This window comes from Paraburkholderia hospita (genome assembly GCF_002902965.1).
Classification (GTDB): Bacteria; Pseudomonadota; Gammaproteobacteria; order Burkholderiales; family Burkholderiaceae; genus Paraburkholderia; species Paraburkholderia hospita.
Genome location: NZ_CP026105.1, coordinates 1,214,762 through 1,232,901 on the forward strand (window position 1 = coordinate 1,214,762; position 18,140 = coordinate 1,232,901).

The 18,140-nt window shown below is 62.6% G+C and carries 14 protein-coding genes; 11 read left to right on the top strand and 3 right to left on the bottom strand.

All coding sequences use genetic code 11. From position 1 onward, the window contains the following. Positions 1–6: 6 nt before the first annotated feature. Both C2L64_RS05420 and C2L64_RS05425 read right to left on the bottom strand, forming a co-directional pair. Positions 7–1,605 (bottom strand): benzoate-CoA ligase family protein, encoded by a 1,599-nt coding sequence (locus C2L64_RS05420; RefSeq protein ID WP_090835413.1) that lies wholly within the window; start codon positions 1,603–1,605, stop codon positions 7–9. Between the two features lie 71 nt (positions 1,606–1,676). Beyond that, positions 1,677–2,156 (bottom strand): DUF4863 family protein, encoded by a 480-nt coding sequence (locus tag C2L64_RS05425; RefSeq protein ID WP_090835416.1) that lies wholly within the window; start codon positions 2,154–2,156, stop codon positions 1,677–1,679. Positions 2,157–2,437: 281 nt separating this feature from the next. Here C2L64_RS05425 and C2L64_RS05430 point away from each other — a divergent pair, with 281 nt between their 5' ends. The 4 genes from C2L64_RS05430 to boxA all read left to right on the top strand — a co-directional run bounded on the left by C2L64_RS05430 (position 2,438) and on the right by boxA (position 8,052). Beyond that, positions 2,438–3,400 carry a helix-turn-helix transcriptional regulator gene (locus C2L64_RS05430; RefSeq protein WP_079499929.1) on the top strand — a complete coding sequence of 321 codons (963 nt, stop codon included), beginning with the start codon at positions 2,438–2,440 and terminating at the stop codon, positions 3,398–3,400. A gap of 134 nt (positions 3,401–3,534) precedes the next feature. Further along, positions 3,535–5,217: a 2,3-epoxybenzoyl-CoA dihydrolase gene (gene boxC, locus C2L64_RS05435; protein WP_090835418.1), complete on the top strand. Its 1,683-nt coding sequence runs from the start codon at positions 3,535–3,537 to the stop codon at positions 5,215–5,217. Between the two features lie 116 nt (positions 5,218–5,333). After that, positions 5,334–6,761: a benzoyl-CoA 2,3-epoxidase subunit BoxB gene (gene boxB, locus C2L64_RS05440; protein ID WP_090835419.1), complete on the top strand. Its 1,428-nt coding sequence runs from the start codon at positions 5,334–5,336 to the stop codon at positions 6,759–6,761. A gap of 40 nt (positions 6,762–6,801) precedes the next feature. Beyond that, complete coding sequence (gene boxA / locus C2L64_RS05445; protein ID WP_086915236.1) at positions 6,802–8,052, top strand: benzoyl-CoA 2,3-epoxidase subunit BoxA; 1,251 nt, start codon at positions 6,802–6,804, stop codon at positions 8,050–8,052. 13 nt (positions 8,053–8,065) lie between these two features. Here the strand turns inward: boxA and C2L64_RS05450 are convergent, their stop codons facing one another. Next, positions 8,066–8,788 (bottom strand): TetR/AcrR family transcriptional regulator, encoded by a 723-nt coding sequence (locus C2L64_RS05450; RefSeq protein WP_079499925.1) that lies wholly within the window; start codon positions 8,786–8,788, stop codon positions 8,066–8,068. Positions 8,789–9,154: 366 nt separating this feature from the next. Here C2L64_RS05450 and C2L64_RS05455 point away from each other — a divergent pair, with 366 nt between their 5' ends. From C2L64_RS05455 to C2L64_RS05485, 7 genes are all read left to right on the top strand, one after another. After that, positions 9,155–10,432 (top strand): Zn-dependent hydrolase, encoded by a 1,278-nt coding sequence (locus tag C2L64_RS05455; RefSeq protein ID WP_090835421.1) that lies wholly within the window; start codon positions 9,155–9,157, stop codon positions 10,430–10,432. A gap of 107 nt (positions 10,433–10,539) precedes the next feature. Continuing rightward, entirely contained in the window at positions 10,540–11,889 is a 1,350-nt protein-coding gene (locus tag C2L64_RS05460) for an NAD(P)-dependent oxidoreductase (protein ID WP_090835423.1), read from the top strand. 77 nt (positions 11,890–11,966) lie between these two features. After that, positions 11,967–13,280, top strand: a complete 1,314-nt coding sequence (preA, locus tag C2L64_RS05465) for an NAD-dependent dihydropyrimidine dehydrogenase subunit PreA (protein ID WP_007585505.1) — start codon at positions 11,967–11,969, stop codon at positions 13,278–13,280. A gap of 39 nt (positions 13,281–13,319) precedes the next feature. Further along, a complete protein-coding gene (locus C2L64_RS05470; protein ID WP_090835425.1) occupies positions 13,320–14,819 on the top strand; it encodes an NCS1 family nucleobase:cation symporter-1 in 1,500 nt (499 codons plus the stop codon). A 38-nt stretch (positions 14,820–14,857) separates the two neighbouring features. Then, positions 14,858–16,309: a dihydropyrimidinase gene (gene hydA, locus C2L64_RS05475; RefSeq protein ID WP_079499921.1), complete on the top strand. Its 1,452-nt coding sequence runs from the start codon at positions 14,858–14,860 to the stop codon at positions 16,307–16,309. 347 nt (positions 16,310–16,656) lie between these two features. Then, complete coding sequence (locus C2L64_RS05480) at positions 16,657–17,439, top strand: amino acid ABC transporter substrate-binding protein (protein ID WP_090835428.1); 783 nt, start codon at positions 16,657–16,659, stop codon at positions 17,437–17,439. 21 nt (positions 17,440–17,460) lie between these two features. Then, positions 17,461–18,138 carry an amino acid ABC transporter permease gene (locus C2L64_RS05485; protein ID WP_007585514.1) on the top strand — a complete coding sequence of 226 codons (678 nt, stop codon included), beginning with the start codon at positions 17,461–17,463 and terminating at the stop codon, positions 18,136–18,138. Positions 18,139–18,140 lie beyond the last annotated feature (2 nt).

Sequence of the window (18,140 nt, forward strand, 5' to 3'; positions counted from 1 at the left end):
CGTTCATCAGCTGTTGAGCTGTTCCCGCAGTTTGAAGCGTTGAATCTTACCGGTTGCCGTCTTCGGCAGATCATCGACGAAGACGATATCGCGCGGATACTTGTGCGGCGCGAGCTTGTCCTTGACGAACGACTTGAGTTCATCCGCGAGTGCATCGCATGCATCGGCATTTCGTTTCAGCACGACGAATGCACGCGTTTTCACGAGGCCGCCGTGATCGACCCCGACGACGGCGGCTTCGAGCACGGCAGTATGTTGCACGAGGACCATTTCCACTTCGACGGGCGACACATACTGGCCGCTTACTTTCAGCATGTCGTCGCTGCGGCCTGCATATTGATAGCAGCCGTTCGGCAAGCGGCTGTACTTGTCGCCGCTGCGAATCCACTCGCCGAGGAAGGTCGCGCGCGACTTCTCGCGGTTGCTCCAGTACATCAGCGCGGCGCTCGGCCCTTTGATGAACAGATCGCCGACTTCACCGTCGGGCACGGAATGGCCCGCTTCGTCGCGTAACTCCACTTCATATCCCGGCACAGGGCGGCCCGTTGTTCCGTACTCGACTGCACCTGGGCGATTCGACAGAAAGATATGCAGCATCTCCGTCGAACCGATGCCGTCGAGAACCTCGCAGCCGAAGTGCGCGGTGAAGCGCTCGCCGATCTCGCGCGGCAACGCTTCGCCCGCCGATGCGCAGACGCGCATCGCGACCTGCTCGCGCGGCGGCAGATTTGGCGACACGAGCATGTTCGCGTACAGCGTCGGTACGCCGTAGAAGATCGTCGGCCGATGCTCGACGAGTCGCCTGAAGATGGCGTCGGGTGTCGGACGCTCGGCCATCAGCACGGCCGAAGCGCCGACCGACAGGGGAAACGTCAGTGCATTGCCGAGGCCATAGGCGAAGAACAGCTTGGCGGCGGAGAACACCACGTCGCGTTCGCTGATGCCGAGTATCGGCTTCGCATAGAGCTCTGCAGTCCAGTACAGGTTTGCATGCGTGTGCACCGTGCCTTTCGGTTTGCCGGTTGAACCGGATGAATACAACCAGAACGCAATATCGTCGCCGCTACATGCATTGGGTTTCATCGACGGCTCGGCGCCGTCGATCAACTGGCCAAGAACATACGTTGGCGGCGGATCGACCTGCACAGGCTGCGACACGATCAACAGACAGCCGTCGTGTTCCGCCTCGCTCATCGCTTTTTCGACATTCGGCAGCAGTGCGCCCGATGCGATCACGGCCCGCGCGTGGCTATGCGTGAGCATGTACAGATAGTCGGCGGACGTCAGCAGCGTGTTCGCGACCACGGGCACGACGCCCGCATAAAGCGCTCCGAGAAACGCGACGGGCAATTCGGCCGTGTCGAGCATCACGAGCAGGATGCGCTCTTCGGAATGCACGCCGAGCGAGCGCAGCGCGCCAGCGAAGCGGCGCGCGCGGTCTTCGAGTTGCGCGTAGGTGGTGACGCCGGCGTCGTCGATATAGGCGGGCTTGTCGGGCCGCACGTCGTTGAGGCGGAACAGATGCGACGCGAAGTTGAACTGCGCGGGGGGCGCTTCGACGTTCGGCGCGGGCTCCCCCGGGTGCGATTCCAGCAAGGCTTGCATGTTTCCTCCGGCGAGTTGAGGCGGAGTGCATGGGAACGGAAAAGGGGACGTGAAAGCGCGCGTGGGGCGTTTCAGGCAACGCTGGCGTCCCGCGTGAATTCGATTGCACCTTGCGGCAGCAGATACAGCACGAGCGCCTGTCCGCGCGCGACCGTCGGTCGATGCGCGCTGCCGGGACCGTACACGCACCAGCCGGCCGGATGACCGTCGAAGGTCGCGCCTTCTGTGAGCGGCATGATCAGATCGATTTCGCCGTGTGGGTGCACGTGATGCGGACCGGAAATGTCCTGCATGTCGACGACGTCGACTGAAAAGCCGTGCGTGTCGGGTGTGGGCTTGATGACGCGGCCGTAGCGGATGCCGCCGTGCTCGCGATTGCACAGCCAGCCTTCGGCGACGCCCACGCGGCATGCGTTGGCGAGCTCGTCGTAAGTGGCGCTGCCGGCGGGCCAGGTCGCGTTGAGCCACCCGGCCAGCGACGGGTCGAGCGGGCGGCCGTCCAATTGCGCGGTCACGCCTGCAATCAGACGCTGAAAATCCTGAGGGGACATGCTTGCCTCCTGTCGACCTGAACCGGCGTATCGAACGAAGCTGACGCTTTCGCGCTTGCCTGCCCGCGCCTTGCTCAGGTCTCATGCAAGATGATTTTGCTGCCGGTCGACACGCACCTTAGTTCATGTGCTCTGCCGCCGATCGTCTCCGATTTTGCCTATGCCATCCGGTGGAGGGCATTCGGCGTTGTTATTGCATCGATATGCGGCGAAAATTAACCGTTCACCTTGAGCATGTCAAGCACTATAGTACATATACCTAGTCGATGAGGCTTAGCGACATGAACCAAACTTACTCCGACGCTGCGGGGAACGCTCCGCCAAACCCCCGCGCAGACGACGAAGCGCCGAAAGCCGAGCGCGAAGAACGCGATCCGTTCCTGACCGCGATGGGCGAGCGCGTGCGCCTGCTGCGCGCGCGCCGCGGCATGACGCGCAAGACGCTGGCGTCGGAAACGGGCCTATCCGAGCGGCATCTCGCGAATCTCGAGTCGGGCGTCGGCAACGCGTCGGTGCTGGTGCTGCGGCAAATCGCGGCCACGCTGAACTGCCCGCTCGCCGAAGTGATCGGCGATGAAACCACGTCGTCCGCCGAATGGCTGCTGATCCGCGAACTGCTGCAGGGGCGAGACCAGGCGGCGCTGCAGCGCGCGCGCGTCGCGCTGTCGGAGATGTTCGCGCAGGCGCCGCGCGATCCGCATCGCAAGGACCGCATCGCGCTGATCGGGCTGCGCGGCGCGGGGAAATCGACGCTCGGCCGCATGCTGGCGCAGGAGCGCAAGGTGCCGTTCATCGAGATCACCAAGGTGATCCAGCAGATGGCGGGCTGTCCGCCGGCAGAGATCCATTCTCTGTATGGCGCGAGCGCGTACCGCCGTTACGAGCAGCGTGCGCTCGAGGCGGTGATCGGCGAGCACGAGCGCGCCGTGATCGCCTCGCCGGGCGGACTGGTGTCGGAGCCCGCCACCTTCAATGCGCTGCTCGCGCACTGCTTCACGGTGTGGCTGCAGGCCACCCCGGAAGAGCACATGCGCCGGGTCGTCGCGCAGGGCGACTTGCGGCCCATGTCGGGCAACAAGGAGGCGATGGAGGACCTCAAGCGCATCCTCGCGGGCCGCGGCGAACTCTATAACCGTGCCGACATGACCTTCGACACCAGCGAGCGCACGCTGGCCGACGCCTATCTGCAACTGCGCGACCGCCTCGCCGCGCGTCTCGCCGCAGAACTGGGCGATGAAACCTGATGCATGTGCCGAAGTCGGTCCAGAGCCGATTGAGATAGGGATAACCCGAAAACATGAAGTAAAGTGCTTTACATGGCTGTGATGGTGCACTATTGTTCTTTCAAACAATTTGCATCCGTCTCAGGAGACGCCCCATGTCCGCAGCCGTGTTCCCGGCAGAGACCGCCGCCGTACGAGTCGACTACCGCACCGATCCCTCGCAGTACAAGCACTGGAAGCTCGCGTTCAATGGTCCGGTGGCGACGCTCGGGATCGACATCGCCGAAGACGGAGGCATCCGCGACGGCTACAAGCTGAAGCTGAATTCATACGACCTGGGCGTCGATATCGAACTGCACGATGCACTCCAGCGCATCCGCTTCGAGCATCCGGAAGTGCGGACGGTCGTCCTCACGAGCCTGAAAGACCGCGTGTTCTGCTCGGGTGCAAACATCTTCATGCTCGGCCTGTCGTCGCATGCATGGAAGGTCAACTTCTGCAAATTCACGAACGAAACCCGCAACGGCGTCGAGGACTCGTCGCGTCATTCGGGCCTGAAGTTTCTTGCAGCAGTCAACGGTGCATGTGCAGGCGGCGGATACGAACTGGCACTCGCGTGCGATGAGATCTATTTGATCGACGACCGCTCGTCATCGGTGGCGCTGCCGGAAGTGCCGCTGCTCGGCGTGCTGCCGGGAACGGGCGGCCTCACGCGCGTCACCGACAAACGCAAGGTGCGGCACGATCGCGCCGACATTTTCTGCACCGTGGTCGAAGGCATCCGCGGCGCGCGCGCGAAGGAGTGGCGTCTCGTCGATGAAGTCGTGAAGCCGAACCAGTTCGAGCAGGCGATCGCTGCGCGTGCATTGGAACTCGCGCAGCAAAGCGATCGTCCAGCGGATGCGCAAGGCGTGGCGCTGACGCGCATCGAACGCACGGATCGCGACGACGGCCTCACGTATGCGACGCTCGACGTGACCATCGACCGGGCGAAACGCACGGCCACTTTCACGGCCAAAGCGCCTACGACCGAACAGCCGACAGATATCGACGCCATCGTCGCGAAGGGCGCGAGCTGGTGGCCGCTGCAGTACGCGCGCGAACTCGACGACGCGATCCTGTCGATGCGCACGAACGAGCTCGATATCGGCACGTGGATCCTTAAGACGGAAGGCGACGCACGCGCGGTGCTCGCTGTCGACGCCACGTTGCTGCAACACAAGGACCACTGGCTGGTGCGCGAAACGATCGGCCTGTTGCGCCGCACGCTCGCGCGCATCGACGTGTCGTCGCGTTCGCTGTTTGCGCTGATTGAGCCGGGTTCGTGCTTCGCGGGCACGTTCGCCGAGTTCGCGTTCGCCGCCGACCGCACCTACATGGCCGCGCTGCCTGCGAACGAAGATGAAGAGCCCGCGATCACGCTGTCGGAAGTCAACTTCGGGCTGTATCCAATGGTCACGCATCAGTCGAGGCTCGCGCGGCGCTTCTACGAAGAAACGGAGCCGCTCGATGCCGTGCGCGCGAAGATCGGTCAGCCCGTGAAGGCGGTCGAAGCGGAGCGCCTGGGTCTCGTGACGGCGTCGCCGGATGACATCGACTGGGCTGACGAAATCCGCATTGCGCTCGAAGAACGCGCGGCGATGTCGCCGGATGCGCTGACGGGCATGGAAGCGAATCTGCGTTTCAACGGCCGCGAGACGATGGAGACGCGCATCTTCGGCCGTCTGACGGCGTGGCAGAACTGGATTTTCAACCGGCCGAACGCGGTGGGCGAGAAGGGCGCGCTCAAGGTATACGGCAAGGGCAGCAAGGCGCAATTCGACGTATCGCGCGTGTAGGCCCGCATCACGCTTGCATCACATCAATCGCACCGATCCGAAGCCTCTCGCCAGCCGAATAAACGCGAACCAACGCGACCGAATGCGAACCATCGCACCGCGCTCAAGGAACCGACATGTCCACGATCAACTACACCGACAAGATCCCGAACAACGTCAACCTCGCCGACGACCGCGCCTTGCAACGCGCGCTCGAGCAATGGCAGCCGAACTTCTTGTCATGGTGGGGCGACATGGGCCCCGATGGCTCGCATGACTTCGACGTCTATCTGCGCACGGCGACCAGCGTCGATCCCGGCGGCTGGGCGCATTTCGATTATGTGAAGATGCCTGACTACCGCTGGGGCATTTTTCTCACACCCGGCGATCAGGATCGCAAGATCAACTTCGGCGAGCACAAGGGCGAAGCGGCGTGGCAGGACGTGCCGGGCGAACATCGCGCGAACTTGCGCCGCATCATCGTCACGCAAGGCGATACGGAGCCGGCTTCCGTCGAGCAGCAGCGTCACCTCGGTCTCACGGCGCCGTCGATGTACGACCTGCGCAACCTCTTTCAGGTGAACGTCGAGGAAGGCCGGCATCTGTGGGCGATGGTGTATCTGCTGCATCGTCATTTCGGCCGCGACGGGCGCGAGGAAGCGGAAGCACTGCTCGGCCGCCGCTCGGGCGACGACGACAACCCCCGCATTCTCGGCGCGTTCAACGAGAAAACGCCCGACTGGCTCGCGTTCTACATGTTCACGTACTTCACGGATCGCGACGGCAAGTTCCAGTTGAGCGCGCTCTCCGAATCCGGTTTCGATCCGCTTGCGCGCACCACGAAGTTCATGCTGACGGAAGAAGCCCATCACATGTTCGTCGGCGAATCGGGTGTGTCGCGTGTCGTGCAGCGCACCGCGCAGGTGATGAACGAACTGAAGACGGACGACGCAAGCAAGATTCGCGGAGCCGGCGTGATCGATCTGCCCACTATCCAGCGTTATCTGAACTTCCACTACTCGGTGACGATCGATCTGTTCGGCGCGGACCATTCGTCGAATGCGGCGACGTTCTATAGCTCGGGCCTCAAGGGCCGCTACGAGGAAACGAAGCGCGACGACGATCATCAACTGAACGGGCAGAGCTACAAGCTGCTCGATGTCGCGGACGGCAAGTTGATTGAGCGCGAAGTGCCGATGCTCAACGCCATGAACGAAGTGCTGCGCGACGACTACATCAAGGATTCCGTCGCGGGTGTCGGACGCTGGAACAAGGTGCTGGAGAAGGCGGGCATCGATTTTCGCCTGACTGTGCCGCACAAGGCGTTTAACCGGCAGATCGGCACCTTTGCGGGCACGCGTGTGTCGCCCGATGGCCGCGTGATCAGCGAGACGGAATGGGCAGCGAACGAAGCGAAATGGATGCCCAGTGCGGAAGATCGCGCGTACGTCGCATCGCTGATGGGGCGTGTCGTCGAGGCCGGCAAGTTTGCGAACTGGATCGCGCCGCCCGCGATGGGCATCAACCGCCAGCCCGTCGACTTCGAATACGTGCGCTTCAACTGAACGCAACTGAACGTAACGTAAGGCAAAAGGCAGAACCATCATGAACGCGCCCGTACCGGTCGAAATTCTCAAGCAGCATCTGATCGATCCGGAGATCTGCATTCGCTGCAACACATGCGAAGAGACCTGTCCGATCGATGCGATCACGCACGACGGCACGAATTACGTCGTAATGCCGGACGTGTGCAACGGCTGCATGGCGTGCGTGCCGCCGTGTCCGACGGGCGCGATCGACAACTGGCGCTCGGTGCTCAAGGCAGACGCCTACAGCATCGACGAGCAATACACATGGGATGTGTTGCCGGAGCAGGGCACGATGGCGTTGCCATCTTCAACCGAGACGCCGGCGCAAGAAAACGCCGCGAGCAGCGACATTACCAGCGAAGCGCAAGGCATCGACGTCGATACGGTGCGCGGCGCGGTGGTGCCGCCGTGGTCCGCCGCGCGTCCGTACGTGAATCTCTACACGCACAAGAATCCGACGACGGCCACGGTCGTCGGCAACTATCGGCTGACGGACGAGACGACGCAAAGCGATATCCATCACATCGTGCTCGATTTCGGCTCGATGCCGTTCCCTGTCCTCGAAGGGCAGTCGATCGGCATTCTGCCGCCGGGCAGCGCCGCCGATGGACGCGCGCATCATGCGCGCCAGTATTCGATTGCCAGTCCGCGCGACGGCGAGCGGCCCGGCTACAACAATGTCTCGCTGACCGTGAAGCGTGTCACCCAGGACTATCAGGGCGACGCGGCGAACGGCGTGTGCTCGAACTATCTGTGCGACCTGAAGAAGGGCGACGTCGTCAACGTGATAGGCCCATTCGGCAGCACATTCCTGATGCCGAACCATCCGAATTCGCATCTGCTGATGATCTGCACGGGCACGGGTTCCGCACCGATGCGCGCGATGACCGAGTATCGGCGCAGGCGCAGGCTGAAGGGCGCAACGGGCAAGCTGATGCTGTTCTTCGGCGCGCGTACGAAGGAAGAGTTGCCTTACTTCGGGCCGTTGACGAATTTGCCGAAAGACTTCATCGACACGAACCTCGCGTTTTCACGCACGCCGGGCGAGCCGAAGCGCTACGTGCAGGACGCAATGCGCGAGCGTGCCGTCGACGTCGCGCAGTTGCTGCGCGACGACAACACCTACATCTACGTGTGCGGGTTGAAAGGGATGGAAGATGGCGTGTTGCAGTCGCTGAAGGACATCGCCGACCTGCATGGCCTCGAATGGGACGCGCTGTGGCAGCGGCTCAAGCGCGAAGGGCGCCTGCATCTGGAAACATACTGAGCGCGCGCGGGCGTCAGGTCTTCGCCGATGGAGACTGCGCCCCGCACGCGCGAATCACGAGTTGCACGACCTGCTCCGTGGTTGCATCGAAGGCCTTTTGCGAGAACGCGCGCTTGCCGCCCAGCGCGCGTATCTGCGCGTCGAAATCCGCGTAGTGCTGCGTCGTGGCCCAGATCATGTACATCAGCGTTTGCGCATCGACATTCGCGAGCAGGCCGCGCGCGATCCAGTCGTCGATGACAGTCACGCGCGTATCGAGCCACGGCTTCACGCGCTGCTCGAGAATGTCGAGCATGTGGTCCGCGCCGTGAATGATCTCGTTCGCCCACACCTTCGAGCCGAGCGGCCGCCGCCGCGACAACTCCATCTTCGCGCGCACATAGCCGCCGATGGCTTCGACGGGATCGTCGCTGCCTTCGAACGTATTCGCCGCCCGATGCCAGTCTTCGAACAGGTCTTCGAGCACGCGCCGGTAGAGCGCGAGCTTGGTCGGGAAGTAGTAGTGGACGTTGGCTTTCGGTAAGCCCGCACGCTCCGCGATCATCGCCGTGCTCGCCCCTTCGAAGCCGCGCTCCGCAAAAACGGCTTCCGCACACGCCAGAAGATGCGTTTCATTGCTCTCACGAATGTGAGCCTTGCGCCGCCGCAAAGGTGCAGGCGCTTCGTCGTTGCCGGTCTCGCTCACTGTCGTGTCGTCGTGTCTCATCGTTAGCCTTTGTGCCGCGTCGCGCTTCATTCTAGCCGCTCGTGTCGGGATCGACATCAACGTATGCACCGTTTCATTGCGCACGCAGAAAGTCATGCTGCGTTGCAATGGCATGGTTCTCGCTCTCGTGTTCTTCTGTTCCTGTCCGCACGAAAGACATTGATTTGATGTTTTTAATCGGCTACAACCTGTCCAATCGGACAGGATTCGCAGAGCGGCCGGTGGCCAGGGTTTACCGCTAAAACGAAGGCTTGGGAAACGTGCACGCCGACTGTGCAGCCATGCCCCAAAGCGAATTCGAACGCGCCGCCGATGCACCAGTTTCACTTCGTCGCGAGAGGACGCAAAGCCGCTCGCGGTTGAATTGCAAAGCGTGTTGATCCAGAGGAGCAACGAATGAATGCGGTATCCGAAGCGTTGAAACAAGGACTCGATACGTCGATCACCGTCAACGGCAAACGTCTGTGGGACAGCCTGATGACGATGGCGAAAATCGGCGCGACGCAAAAGGGCGGCGTCTGCCGCCTCGCGCTGACCGATCTCGACAAGGAGGGACGCGACCTCATCGTCAGCTGGGCGAAGGACGCGGGCTGCACGGTCAGCATCGATCAGATGGGCAACGTGTTCATGCGGCGCGCGGGCGTGAACCCGAATGCGCTGCCCGTGATGACGGGCTCGCACGCGGACTCGCAACCGACAGGCGGCCGCTTCGACGGTATTTACGGCGTCCTCGGCGGGCTTGAAGTGATTCGCAGCCTCAACGATCGCGGCATCGAAACCGAGCATCCGATCGAAGTCGTGATCTGGACCAACGAAGAGGGCTCGCGCTTTGCGCCCGCGATGGTGGCGTCCGGCGTGTTCGCAGGCGTTTTCACGCTCGACTATGGCTTGTCGCGCAAGGATGTTGACGGCAAGACGATCGGCGAGGAACTGACGCGCATCGGCTATGCGGGCGACGTGCCGTGCGGCGACCGCCCTCTGCATGCAGCGTTCGAATTGCACATCGAACAGGGGCCGATACTCGAAGCGGAAAACAAGACGATTGGCGTCGTCACCGATGCGCAAGGCCAACGCTGGTACGAAATCACACTGACAGGCCAGGAGGCGCACGCGGGCCCGACGCCGATGCCGCGCCGCAAGGATGCGTTGCTGGGCGCGGCGCGCGTGGTCGATCTCGTCAACCGTATCGGTCTCGATCACGCGCCGCTCGCGTGCGCGACGGTCGGCATGATGCAGGTCCATCCGAACTCGCGCAACGTGATTCCAGGTCGCGTGTTTTTCACCGTCGATTTCCGTCATCCCGACGATGCCGTGCTCGCGAAGATGGACGCCGCGCTACGCGAAGGCGTCGCGAAGATCGCGGGCGGCATCGGCCTCGAAACACAGCTCGAACAGATCTTTTACTACGAGCCCGTCAGGTTCGACCCGGCCTGCGTGAAGTCCGTGCGTGCCGCCGCCGAGCGTTTCGGCTATCCGCATCGCGACATGGTGTCGGGCGCGGGCCACGACGCGTGCTATCTGTCGCAGGTGGCGCCGACATCGATGGTGTTCGTGCCGTGCGTGGACGGCATCAGTCACAACGAAATCGAAGATGCGACGCCCGAATGGATCGAGGCGGGCGCAAACGTGTTGTTGCACGCGATGCTGGAGCGTGCATGCGAACCGGCATCGTAAGAGCCTGATCACGCTGTAACGCTGTACCCATAAAACACGCCGTCCCGGCTTCGTTCACGCGAAGCCGGCAGGTACGGCTACGTCCTCACTTTGACGAAGGAACGCGTATGGCCATCAAGCAAACGGGCGACATCGCGGCGCAGCGCTTGTCGTCCCAACAGCTTTCTTGCGAATTCGCCGACATTGCGCCGCTGCTCGATCCCACGGCAGCCGCCGCGGCCGCGAGCCGTTGTCACTACTGCTACGACGCGCCGTGTGTGCAGGCGTGTCCCACGCAAATCGATATCCCGAGCTTTATCCGCAAGATCGGCAACGGCAATCTGAAGGGCGCCGCGACCGATATTCTTTCGGCGAATCCATTGGGCGGCATGTGCTCGCGCGTGTGTCCAACCGAGATCCTCTGCGAAGGCGCATGCGTGCGCAATCACCAGGATGCGAAGCCCGTCGCAATCGGCGCATTGCAGCGTCATGCAACCGATTGGGCGATGGCGCGCGATGCCGTGAAATTCACGCGCGCGCCGGATAGCGGGCGGCATGTGGCCGTCGTCGGCGCAGGCCCGGCGGGTCTTGCATGCGCGCATCGTCTTGCCGTGGCGGGTCATAGCGTGACGATCTATGACGCGCATGACAAGGGCGGTGGCCTCAACGAATACGGCATCGCCGCATATAAAACGGTCGATGACTTCGCGCAGCGTGAAGTGCAATGGCTGTTGTCGGTAGGCGGCATCGAATTGAAGACGGGCATGAAGCTGGGACATGACGTATCGCTCGATTCGCTGCGTCAACAACACGACGCCGTGTTTCTCTCGATCGGTCTCGCAGGCGTGCGCGCGCTCGCGCTTGAAGGCGAAGCACTGAACGGCGTGATGAATGCCGTCGATTTCATCGAGCAGGTACGTCAGGCGAGCGATCTCGCGACGGTGCCGGTTGGCCGCCGTGTGATTGTGATCGGCGGCGGCAATACGGCCGTCGATGCTGCCGTGCAAAGCCGCAAGCTCGGCGCGACGAGCGTGACGATGGTGTACCGGCGCGGCGTCGAGTCGATGAGCGCGACGTGGGCCGAGCGCGATTTCGCGCAGACGCAGAACGTGACGCTCATCACGCATGCGAAGCCCGTGCGATTGATCGGCGGCGACGGCGTGGTGACGGGCGTCGAATTCGAACGTACTGCGAGCGACGGCAGCGCCGAGCGCTTCACGCTCGAAGCCGACATGGTGCTCAAGGCGATCGGCCAGACGCTCGTGAGCGTCGGCCTCGACCACGAACTGTTGACGCTCGATCAAAGCCGCATCGCAGTCGACGCCGATCTGCGCACGTCGCTAGACAAAGTCTGGGCAGGCGGCGATTGCGCGGCATCGGGCGGCGTCGATCTGACCGTGCAGGCGGTGCAGGACGGCAAGCTCGCGGCGGCATCGATCGACGCTGCATTCGCGCTCGCCGCTGTCAAGGCTGCCTGAAGGTCTAAAGGCCTGAAGCGAACACGCGAGCACGCATCACGCGAAAACGATAAAACCGAATCCCCACGGAGCCGAACATGGCTGATCTTCGCTGCACAATTGCCGGCATCACTTCGCCGAATCCTTTCTGGCTCGCGTCCGCGCCTCCAACGGACAAAGCCTATAACGTGAACCGCGCGTTCGAAGCGGGCTGGGGCGGCGTCGTATGGAAGACGCTCGGGCTCGACCCGCACGTGGTCAACGTCAGCTCGCGTTACGGCGCGGTGCAATGGAACGGCCAGCGCATGGCGGGCCTGAATAACATCGAGCTGATCACCGACCGGCCGCTCGAGGTCAATCTGCGCGAAATCAAAGAGGTCAAGCGTGACTGGCCCGACCGCGCGATGATCGTCTCGCTGATGGTGCCGTGCAACGAGCGCGACTGGAAATGGATTCTCCCGCTCGTCGAAGACACGGGCGCCGATGCCGTCGAACTCAACTTCGGCTGTCCGCACGGAATGAGCGAGCGCGGCATGGGTTCCGCTGTCGGCCAGGTGCCCGAGTACATCGAGATGGTCACGCGCTGGGTGAAGGAAGGCACGAAACTGCCGTGCCTCGTGAAGCTCACGCCGAACATCAGCGACATCCGTATGGGCTCGCGCGCGGCCTACAAAGGCGGCGCGGATGGCGTGTCGCTGATCAACACGATCAACTCGATCGTCGCCGTCGATCTCGACCAGATGGCGCCGATGCCGACGGTCGACGGCAAGGGCACGCACGGCGGCTACTGCGGCCCGGCCGTGAAGCCGATCGCGTTGAACATGGTCGCTGAAATCGCGCGCGATTCAGAGACCCCGGGCCTGCCGATCTCCGGCATCGGCGGTATTTCTACGTGGCGCGACGCGGCCGAGTTCATGGTGCTCGGCGCTGGCAGCGTGCAGGTGTGTACGGCCGCCATGCACTACGGCTTTCGCATCGTCTCCGATCTCGCGGACGGCCTGTCGAACTGGATGGACGAAAAAGGCTACGCGACGCTCGACGACATTCGCGGCCGTGCGGTGCCGAACGTCACGGACTGGAAGTATCTGAACATGAAGTACGACATCAAGGCCCGCATCGATCAGGACAAGTGCATCCAGTGCGGCCTCTGTCACATCGCTTGCGAAGACACATCGCATCAGGCGATCACGCGTGAGAAGGACGGCAAGCGTCATTTCGAAGTGGTCGATGCGGAGTGCGTCGGGTGCAATCTTTGCATGCATGTGTGTCCCGTCGAGCAATGCATCACGATGGAGCGCGTTGATAGCGGCGAGTACGCGAACTGGACCACGCATCCGAACAATCCGGCGCGAGTCGTTGCGGACGCAGCTGACACAACGCACGCACAGGAACACGCGGTAAAAGCGGCCTGAACTTCAACAATCAACGAGCGATCAAGTGGAGATCCATCGATGAAGCAGACAGCGCAATCCGCCGATACGACTCACGCCGGCAGCAGTCTATACAACGAAGACCTCGCGCCGACGGGCCCCGCGCAGCGCACGTGGAGGTGGTATCACTTCGCCGCGCTTTGGGTCGGCATGGTGATGAACATCGCGTCGTACATGCTCGCGGCCGGTTTGACAGAAGAGGGCATGTCGCCGTGGCAGGCTGTGCTGACGGTATTGCTCGGCAACCTGATCGTACTGGTGCCGATGCTGCTGATCGGGCATGCGGGCGCGAAGCACGGCATTCCGTACGCGGTGCTGGTGAGATCGTCGTTCGGCACGCAGGGCGCGAAACTGCCCGCGATGCTGCGGGCGATCGTCGCGTGTGGCTGGTACGGCATCCAGACGTGGCTCGGCGGCAGCGCGATCTATACGCTGCTCAACATCCTGACGGGCAACGCGCTGCACGGCGCGGCGCTGCCGTTTCTCGACATTTCGATCGCGCAGCTCGCGTGCTTTCTCGCGTTCTGGGCCCTGCAGATCTACTTCATCGTGCATGGCACCGATTCGATCCGCTGGCTGGAAAGCTGGTCGGCGCCCATCAAGGTCGTGATGTGCATCGCACTGGTGTGGTGGGCGACGTCGAAAGCGGGCGGCGTCGGCTCGATGCTGTCGGCCCCTTCGCAATTCGCGCCGGGCGGCAAGAAAGAAGGGCTTTTCTGGCTCACGTTCTGGCCGAGTCTCACGGCGATGGTCGGTTTCTGGGCGACGCTTGCGCTCAACATTCCCGACTTCACGCGCTTTGCGAAGACGCAGCGCGACCAGATCGTCGGCCAGTCGATTGGGCTGCCCGTGCCGATGGCGTTGCTGTCTGTGATCTCGGTTGTCGTCACGTCGGCGACGGTCGTGATCTACGGCAAGGCGATCTGGGACCCTATCGATCTGACCAGCCGCATGACGGGCATCGGCGTCGGCGTCGCGCTCATCATCCTCACGCTCGATACGATGTGCTGCAATCTCGCGGCGAACCTGGTCGGCCCCGCGTATGACTTTTCGAGCCTGTGGCCCAAGGGTATTTCGTATCGCGCGGGCGGGATGATTACCGCGACTATCGCCATCGTGATGATGCCGTGGAAGATTCTCGCGACCACGCAGGGCTACATCTTCACGTGGCTCGTTGGTTATTCGGCATTGCTCGGGCCTGTTGCGGGCATTCTGATGGTCGATTACTTCTTCATTCGCGGCACGCGGCTCGACCAGCGCGAACTGTTCGACGAGAACGGCGAATACAGCTACACGGGCGGATGGAACATCGCCGCTGTCGTGGCGCTGGTGATTGGCGTGCTGCCGAATCTGCCGGGCTTTCTGCATACCGCGTTTCCCGCATCGTTTCCGAATGTGCCCGCGTTCTTCAATACGCTTTACACGTATGCATGGTTCGTGGGACTGGCGCTCGCATCCATCGTGTACGGCACGTGGATGAAGATGCGCCGCAGTCCTGGCGCGAGCATGGCGAGCGCGTGAGAAGCGCGGTTCTGATGAATTAATAGAGGAGGCACCCGATGACAACCCTGATTCGCGGCGGCACGGTAATCGATTCGGACCGCACGCACAGAGCCGACGTGCTGATCGCAGATCCGCAGGACGGCGGCACGATCCTGCAGATCGAACGCACGATCGATCCGCCCGCGGGCGCGAACATCGTCGATGCGCACGATCAGTACGTGATGCCGGGCGGCATCGATCCGCACACGCACATGGAATTGCCGTTCATGGGCACGACGGCCAGCGACGACTTTTATACGGGCACGGCGGCGGGCTTGTCGGGCGGCACGACGAGCATCATCGACTTCGTGATTCCCAGCCCGAAGCAGCCGCTGATGGATGCGTTCAAGGAATGGCGCGGCTGGGCCGAGAAAGCATCGTCAGATTACGGCTTTCATGTGGCCGTGACATGGTGGGACGACTCCGTGTATCGCGACATGGGCACGCTGGTGCACGAGCATGGCGTGTCGAGCTTCAAGCACTTCATGGCCTACAAGAACGCGATCATGGCCGACGATGAAGTCCTCGTGAACAGCTTCTCGCGTTCGCTCGAACTCGGCGCGCTGCCGACCGTGCACGCGGAGAACGGCGAGCTTGTATTCCAGTTGCAGAAACAGTTGCTCGCGAAGGGCTTCAAGGGACCGGAGGCGCATCCGTTGTCGCGTCCGCCCGAAGTGGAAGGGGAGGCTGCGAATCGCGCGATCCGCATTGCGCAGGTGTTGGGCGTGCCGGTGTACATCGTGCACGTCTCGTCGAAAGAAGCGGTCGAAGCGATTTCTCGCGCACGCAACGAAGGGCAACGCGTGTTCGGCGAAGTGCTGCCGGGGCATCTGGTGATCGACGAATCGGTGTATCGCGATCCCGACTGGACGCGCGCCGCCGCGCACGTGATGAGCCCGCCGTTCCGCACGAGCGAGCATCGCGAGGCGTTATGGCGCGGGCTGCAATCGGGCCAGTTGCACACGACGGCCACCGACCACTGCGTATTCTGCGCGTCGCAGAAGGCGATGGGCCGCGAGGACTTCACGAAGATTCCGAACGGCTGCGGCGGTGTCGAAGACCGGATGTCGGTGTTGTGGCATGAGGGTGTGAACAAAGGGCGCATCACGCCAAACGAGTTCGTGCGCATCACGTCGGCGAACGCCGCGCAGATTTTCAACCTGTATCCGCGTAAGGGCGCGGTGCAGGTCGGCGCGGACGCGGATCTCGTCGTCTGGGACCCGACCGCGACGAAGACGATCTCGGTGAAGACGCATCATCAGAAGGTCGACTTCAACGTGTTCGAAGGGATGACGGTGCAGGGCGTCGCGATGCACACGTTCACGCGCGGCGCGCATGCATGGGCCGACGGCGATCTGCGCGCGCAACGCGGCGCGGGGCAGTATCTTAAACGTCCGCCGAACGCCGCCTACTACGACGCCGTGCGGGTCGCGAACAAGCTGAAGGAGCCGCATCCCGTCGAGCGCTAACGGCTTGCCGCACCCGTTTCGTCGCGGTGCAGCACGCGCGGCCGCCCCGCATTTTTGCAGCGGGAGCGGCCATTTTCGTTTTCGGGTATGCTTTCGCGCCTCGCTGCAGGCGACATGCTGGCATTAGCAAGGCCCCAAAGTCTGCAGGGGTTTGGCCTGCCACCCTATACTTGCGCATTGCTCAACCCCAAGAAATCAGTCCGGTTTATTCCGTCTCGGCATATGAATAAGCCTTCAAATGCGTTGTGGAAATAAGGACCGTTTGCTACAGTCCGCCCACGCTGCCGGACGGGTGTTCCTGCAGACAACACGCAAAACCGGACAAAACGAACCTCGGAGCACACTCTATGAAGTCGATTCGATCCCTTCTGCTGATCGGCCTGTTGCAAGTCGCAACGGCGACGGCCGCATTCGCCGCTGACGACCTCGCGAAGATCAAGTCCGCCGGCGCCTTCAAGGTAGGCACGGAAGGCACCTATGCGCCGTTCACGTACCACGACTCGTCGAACCAGCTGACGGGGTTCGACGTCGATATTGCCCGCGCGATCGCGGCCAAGCTGGGTGTGAAGGCAGAGTTCATCGAAGGCAAGTGGGACGGCCTGATCGCCGGTCTCGACGCGAACCGCTACGACGCGGTGATCAACGAAGTGGCCGTGACCGACGCGCGCAAGCAGAAGTACGACTTCTCGGACCCGTACATCGTGTCGCACGCCGCGCTGATCGTGGCCTCGAACAACACCACGATCAAGAACTTCGACGACCTGAAGGGCAAGAAGTCGGCCAACACGCTGACCAGCAACTTCGGCAAGATCGCTGCCGCGCACGGCGCGGAAGTGATCCCCGTGCAGGGCTTCAACGAATCGATCGATCTGCTGACGTCGGGCCGCGTCGACGCGACCGTCAACGACTCGCTGTCGTTCCTCGACTTCAAGAAGCACAAGCCGGATGCGAAGGTGAAGATCGCCGCCATCGATACCTCCTCGGACAGCTCGGACCACTCGGCCGTCCTGATCCGCAAGGGCAATCCTGAACTGCAGGCCGCCATCAACAAGGCGCTGGCAGAGATCAAGGCGGACGGCACGTACGCGAAGATCTCCGAAAAGTACTTCGGCAAAGACGTTTCCAAGTAAGCGACAAGGCGAGTCTGAATCATGCCTGCATGGTTGCACCTGATGGGTGAATCGCTGTGGCCGCTGCTGTATGCCGGCCTCGTGTTCACCGTGCCGTTGACGCTCGTGTCGTTTGCGATCGGGATCGCGCTCGCGTTCATCGTGGCGCTGGTCCGGCTGTTCGGGCCGGGCTGGTCGGTAGCGATCGTGCGCTTCTATGTGTGGCTGTTTCGTGGCTCGCCGCTGCTGGTCCAGCTGTTCGTCATCTTCTATGGCTTGCCGAATGTCGGGATCGTGCTCGATCCGCTGACGGCAGCCATCATCGGCTTCTCGCTGAACGTCGGCGCGTATAACTCGGAAGTGATACGCGGCGTGATCGAGTCGATCCCGAAAGGGCAGTGGGAAGCCGCGTACTCGATGGGCATGACGCGCGGCCAGGCGCTGCGCCGCGCGATCCTGCCGCAGGCGGCGCGCGTGGCGCTGCCGCCGCTGTCGAACTCGTTTATCGCGCTCGTGAAGGACACGTCGCTGGCCGCCGTGCTGACCGTGCCGGAAATTTTCCAGGCCGCGCAGCGTATTGCGTCGGTGACTTACGAGCCGCTGATCCTCTATACGGAAGCCGCGCTGATCTATCTGGTGTTCAGCTCGGTGCTGTCGTCCGCGCAGGTGCGCCTCGAACGCCGCTTCGGCCGTCACGCGCTTTTCACGTCGGGTAACTGAAC